General features: G+C 71.5%; 4 protein-coding genes. 3 read left to right on the top strand and 1 reads right to left on the bottom strand.

What is annotated here, in order from left to right; genetic code table 11:
• A partial coding sequence (locus N801_RS18530) for a LysM peptidoglycan-binding domain-containing protein (RefSeq protein ID WP_156996914.1) occupies positions 1-300 on the top strand: 300 nt, incomplete at its 5' end.
• Between the two features lie 47 nt (positions 301-347).
• On the top strand, positions 348-842 hold the full coding sequence (locus N801_RS18525) for an Rv3235 family protein (protein WP_245618512.1): 495 nt from the start codon (positions 348-350) through the stop codon (positions 840-842).
• A 96-nt stretch (positions 843-938) separates the two neighbouring features.
• Here N801_RS18525 and secA read toward each other — a convergent pair whose 3' ends face one another.
• Entirely contained in the window at positions 939-3,845 is a 2,907-nt protein-coding gene (gene secA / locus N801_RS18520) for a preprotein translocase subunit SecA (RefSeq protein WP_035940790.1), read from the bottom strand.
• Between the two features lie 178 nt (positions 3,846-4,023).
• Between secA and N801_RS18515 the strand changes: the two genes are divergently transcribed.
• A complete protein-coding gene (locus tag N801_RS18515; protein WP_035940789.1) occupies positions 4,024-5,142 on the top strand; it encodes a GNAT family N-acetyltransferase in 1,119 nt (372 codons plus the stop codon).
• Position 5,143: the final 1 nt, after the last annotated feature.

Here is a 5,143-nt window from a genome sequence, read left to right as displayed (position 1 = left end):
CCCGCGCCCGGCTTCACCCCCACCGCTCCCCGCGTCCGCCCGCAGGCCGACCCCGCCCTCCTCGGCGCCCGCGGTGCGGCCGGCACGGCTGACGAGGTCGTCGTGCACCGCGGCGACTCGCTCTGGTCGATCGCCGCCCGCCACCTCGGACCCGACGCGAGCGCCGCCGAGATCGACCGGTCCTGGCGGCGGTGGTTCGCGCTCAACCGCGACCGCGTCGGCCCGGACCCCGACCTCATCCTCCCCGGGCAGGTCCTGCGCGTCCCCGGCCCCGACCACGCAGGGGCCGACCAGCAGTGAGCCGCACGGTCCCGTCGCACCTGCATCCGGTCACCATCCAGCCGCCGGTGTCACATCGCCCCGCGGCCATTCCCCTGGCCGAGGCCCTGCGGCGGGCGGAGGACGAGAGGGGCCACCCGGCATACGTCCAGGACGCGCTGGCCGTCGACCTCGCGGTGGCCAGCGACGAGCAGGTGTTCGGTCCGCAGAGCACCGCTCGCGCGGACCTGCCCGAGCCGGGCCCGTGGGCGGGGCAGATCGCCCAGGCGATCATCGAGGTGATGTCGGGACTGCGTCCCGCCCCGCAGGTCCTGCGGTGGACCACTCCTCCGGTGTATGCCGTCATCGCCCGTCGCGGAGCCCTCGCCGCCCGTCGTCGTGCGGCGGGGACGCGGTCGGCCGCGCGTCGCGCCATGGTCCGGACGGTCCACGTGAGCGAGCCCGCCGACGGCGTCGCCGAGTGCAGCGTCGTCGTCAGCGAGGGCGTGCGGGTGCGGGCGATGGCCCTGCGGCTGGCGGGTCAGGACGGCCGGTGGCGGGTCGAGGCCCTCCAGATCGGCTGAGCGCGGCCGGAACGGTCCGAGGCCGCAACGGGCTGCGCGTCCCGTCCCGGCACCAGGGCCGTGGACGGGACGCGCAGTCGAGGATGGAGCCGGAGCTCAGGCCTTGGCCCCGTGGCACATCTTGAACTTCTTGCCCGAGCCACAGGGGCACGCCGCGTTCTTCGGCGTCCGCGCGAGCTGCTCGGCGGTGAGGCCGCCGGCCCCGCCGCTGCTGCCGTTCCCGGCGACGTCGCGCTCGACGACCTCGCCGGTCTCGGACGGCGCGGTGTAGTGCAGCTTCGCCGGCTGGCGCGGTCGCTCGATGCCGACGCCGGCCACCTCGACCCGCGGGGCGGGCTCGTGGGTGTGCTCGTGGTCGTGGTCGTGCTCCTCGGCGCCCGCCGCGGCCACCGGGGAGCCGTCCGAGCCCGCGAGCCCACCGAACATGTCGGAGACGTGCTGCGGGGCGGCGGCCACCTCGGGCGCGGGCTGGTCGACCTGGACGTCGACGTGGAAGACGAGACCGACCGCCTCCTCCTTGACCGACTCGTTCATCGCCTGCCAGAGCTGGAAGCCCTCACGCTGGTACTCGACGAGCGGGTCGCGCTGGGCCATGGCCCGCAGGCCGATGCCCTCCTGGAGGTAGTCCATCTCGTAGAGGTGCTCGCGCCACTTGCGGTCCAGGACCGACAGCATGACGCGGCGCTCCACCTCACGCATGACCTCGCTGCCGAGCAGCTCCTCGCGGGCGTCGTAGGCGTGGTGGGCGTCGGAGAGCAGCTCCTCCTTGAGCGTGTCGGAGTCGAGGCCGGAGCGGCCACCAGCCGCCTCGACGACCTGCTCCTGCGTGAGCGACACCGGGTACAGGGCCCGCAGCGCGGTCCACAGGCGGTCGAGGTCCCAGTCCTCGGGGAAGCCCCCGGCCGTCTCGGCGTCGACGTAGCCACCGATGACGTCGCTGACGAAGTAGCGCATCTGCTCGTGGAGGTCCTCACCCTCGAGGACGCGGCGACGCTCGTCGTAGATGACGGTGCGCTGGCGGTTGAGGACGTCGTCGTACTTGAGGACGTTCTTGCGGATCTCGAAGTTCTGCGCCTCGACCTGGCTCTGCGCGGAGGCGATGGAGCGGGACACCATCTTGGACTCGATCGGGGTGTCGTCCTCCATGCCGGTCGAGCTCATGACCCGGTCGACCATGCCGGCGTTGAACAGCCGCATGAGGTTGTCCTGGAGGGACAGGTAGAAGCGCGACTCGCCGGGGTCACCCTGACGGCCGGAGCGACCACGCAGCTGGTTGTCGATGCGCCGCGACTCGTGCCGCTCGGTGCCGAGGACGTAGAGACCACCGAGGTCGGTGACCTCCTCGTGCTCGGTCGCCACCTTCGCCTCGGCCGCCTCGAGGGCCGCGTCCCACGCCGCCTCGTACTCGTCCGGGGTCTCGACGGGGTCCAGCCCCCGGGTCTTGAGGTCCGCGACGGCCATGAACTCGGGGTTGCCACCGAGCATGATGTCGGTGCCTCGGCCGGCCATGTTCGTGGCGACGGTGACTGCGCCCTTGAGGCCGGCGTCGGCGACGATCGCGGCCTCGCGCTCGTGGTGCTTGGCGTTGAGGACGGCGTGCCGGATGCCGCGGCGGCGCAGCAGCTCGGAGAGGTGCTCGCTCTTCTCGACGCTGACGGTGCCGACGAGGACCGGCTGGCCCTTCTCGTGGCGCTCGGCGATGTCGTCGACGACGGCGGTGTACTTGGCCTCCTCGGTCCGGTAGACGAGGTCGGCCTGGTCCTTGCGGATCATCGGGCGGTTGGTGCGGATCGGGACGACGCCGAGGCCGTAGATCGAGTTGAGCTCGGCGGCCTCCGTCATGGCCGTACCGGTCATGCCCGAGAGCGTGTCGTACATGCGGAAGTAGTTCTGCAGCGTGATCGTCGCGAGCGTCTGGTTCTCGTTCTGGATCGTCACGCCCTCCTTGGCCTCGATGGCCTGGTGCATGCCCTCGTTGTAGCGGCGGCCCTTGAGGATGCGACCGGTGTGCTCGTCGACGATGAGGACCTCGCCGTCCATGACGACGTAGTCCTTGTCGCGGGTGAAGAGTTCCTTGGCCTTGATCGCGTTGTTGAGGTAGCCGATGAGCGGGGTGTTGGAGGACTCGTAGAGGTTGTCGATGCCGAGGTAGTCCTCGATCTTCTCGATGCCCGGCTCGAGCACGCCGACGGTCTTCTTCTTCTCGTCGACCTCGTAGTCGCCCCGGCTCGGGATGCCGCGCATCTGGTCGGCGCCCTCACCGCGCTCGAGGTGCATGACGGCCTTGGCGAACTCGGCGTACCACTTCGTCGGCTGGTCGGCCGGGCCGGAGATGATGAGCGGCGTGCGCGCCTCGTCGATGAGGATCGAGTCGACCTCGTCGACGATCGCGAAGTTGTGGCCGCGCTGCACCAGCTCCTCGGTCGACCACGCCATGTTGTCGCGCAGGTAGTCGAAGCCGAACTCGTTGTTGGTGCCGTAGGTGATGTCCTTGGCGTACTGCTCGCGCCGCTGGTCCGGCGTCATGTTGGCGAGGATGCAGCCGGTCTCGAGGCCGAGGGCACGGTGGACGCGACCCATGAGCTCGGCCTGGTACTCGGCGAGGTAGTCGTTGACCGTGACGACGTGCACGCCCTTGCCCTCGATGGCGTTGAGGTAGGACGGCAGGGTCGCGACGAGCGTCTTGCCCTCACCGGTCTTCATCTCCGCGACGTTGCCCAGGTGCAGGGCCGCGCCACCCATGATCTGGACGTCGAAGTGGCGCTTGCCGAGGGTGCGCTTGCCCGCCTCGCGCACCGCGGCGAAGGCCTCGGGGAGGATGTCGGTGAGGGACTCACCGTCGGCGAGGCGCGCCCGGAACTCGTCCGTCATGCCGCGGAGCTCGTCGTCGCTCATCGCGGCGAAGTCCTCCTCGATGGCGTTCACCTGGTCGGCGATGTTCTCGAGCTTCTTGATCGTCCGGCCTTCACCGGCACGCAGCAGCTTCTCGACGATCTTCACCACGGGTTGGACTCCTCGTTGCAACGGGCGCGTTCGATCTCGGCCGATGACGTCGACGAGACCCGTTCAGGGTAGTCGAGCCTCGGCTGGGGGCCGCACCTGACGCGGCTCTCCACCCCACTCCAACGCGACTCCCCGCATAATCGTTTCCGGGCCGTCGGCATCCGTGATGACATGCCGTATGCCGTTCCCCGACTCCGTCCCCCGTCTCACCGACGGCGTGGTGCGCCTTCGCCCGCACTCCCCCGACGACGTCGACCGCATCGTCGAGCAGTGCCTCGACCAGGCGAGCAGGCGCTGGACGCAGGTTCCGCGCGACTACACCGCCGACATGGCGAAGGAGTGGCTCACCACCATCGCGGCCGGCTGGGACCAGGCCGACGGGGACGGCGGCCGGCTGTGGGCCCTCGAGGAGGTCGCCGACGACGCGCACCGTTTCCTCGGGACGATCGACCTCCGGCCCCGGGCCGGCGCGCGCGCGGAGATCGGCTACGGCCTCCACCCCGACGGGCGCGGGCGGGGGCTCATGGCCCGGGCCCTGCGGCTCGTCGACCAGTGGTGGTTCGACCAGGGCGGCCGCCGGGTCGACTGGTACGCCGAGGTCGGCAACTTCGCGTCGTGGGCGGTCGCGCGGGCCGCCGGCTACGAGTTCGTCACCACCCTCCCCGAGCACGTCACCCATGGCGAGGGGCACCTCGTCGACGCGTGGTTCGCCTCGATCGGGCGCGACGACCCCGCCGCGCCGCGGGCGGCCTGGCTCGTGCCGCCGGTCCTCGAGGCCGACGGGATCCGGCTGCGCGCGTGGCGCGACGACGACGTCGCGTCGGTCGAGGCACCCGACCACCCGCCGCACTTCGTGCCGTCGCGCGCGATCCCCACCCTCGAGAGCTGGGACGAGTGGCTCGCGCGCCGCCGGTTCTCCATGGCTCGCGGCATCGGCCTCAATTGGTGCATCGCCGACGCGGACACCGACGTCGCGCTCGGCGAGGTCCTCGTCTTCGTCCACGCCGGCACCCTCGCCGACGGCGACACGGCCGAGCTGGGCTACTTCCTCCACCCGCGAGCGCGGGGACGCGGCGCCGCCCGCACGGCCGCCCGCCTCGCCGTCGGTCACGCCTTCGCCCCCGCCGAGCAGGGCGGGCTGGGACTGCGTCGCCTGGTCGCCGAGACCGCCTCGGACAACCTCGCGAGCAACACGGTCCTCGAGTCGGCCGGGTTCACGCGCTGGGGTCACGAGGACCAGGCCACCGCCCCCGACGGGTCCGTGGGCCCGGCCGACCACTGGGAGCTCCTCAGGTAGT

The organism is Knoellia aerolata DSM 18566, from assembly GCF_000768695.1.
In the GTDB taxonomy this organism is placed as follows: domain Bacteria; phylum Actinomycetota; class Actinomycetes; order Actinomycetales; family Dermatophilaceae; genus Knoellia; species Knoellia aerolata.
Note: the sequence above shows the minus strand (reverse complement) of the source record. Positions and strands in the feature narration are given on the sequence as shown.

What these genes read in the sequence shown, in the direction of transcription:
- N801_RS18515 (WP_035940789.1), top strand. Translation starts at nt 4,024, where the DNA reads ATGCCGTTCCCCGACTCCGTCCCCCGTCTCACCGACGGCGTGGTGCGC.